A 614-nucleotide genomic window follows, 5' to 3' on the forward strand; every position below is an offset into this window, starting at 1 on the left:
CGCAGCTCCAAGGTGGTCTTCAGGTCGCGGAAGGAGCGTTCGGCTTCGCGCAGGTTCTTGTAGCCGAGCGCGATCTCCTCCGCGCTCAGGTCGGGGTCCGAGCTGGAGAGCAGGTATTTGCCGTCCAGGCGCTCCTCGGCGGCGATCTTGCCACGGTCGATCTGGAGGCGGCCGCTCGCGGTCTGGCGCAGGTAGCGCGAGAGGGTCGGGTGGTCCCTGAGCGCGCACTCGGCCCGCGTGTGCGCCGCCTGCGCCTTCGTCGTCTTCGCCTTCGCGCGTGCCGCCTCGATCCGGGCGAGCTCCGCCTCGAGCCGGGCGAGCTGGGTGTCTCGCTCGACCTTGTCGCGCTCGGCCTCGGCCGGGTTGTGGCAGACGACGAAGCGGCGGGCGCTGTCGCCCTCGCCGAGGCGGACGTCCTTGACGCGCAGGTTGTCGCGCACCGTCTGGTAGCGGCCGGGCCGGGCGAGCGCGGCCTGCGCGTCCGCCGAGCCGTCGCGCATCCGCTCGCCGGCGATCCAGTGGCCGCCGCCGCGGCTCAGGTAGCGCAGATTCGCGTCCGAGGAGAAGCCGCGATCGACGACCCAGACGCAACGCCCCAGCCGCCAGCCGCGCAG

1 protein-coding gene is annotated in these 614 nt (G+C 73.1%); it reads right to left on the minus strand.

All coding sequences use genetic code 11. The features are described 5' to 3' along the window. A partial coding sequence (locus Gocc_RS16470) for an IS1634 family transposase (protein ID WP_422718007.1) occupies positions 1–614 on the minus strand: 614 nt, incomplete at both ends.

It is taken from the genome of Gaiella occulta (genome assembly GCF_003351045.1).
GTDB lineage: Bacteria > Actinomycetota > Thermoleophilia > Gaiellales > Gaiellaceae > Gaiella > Gaiella occulta.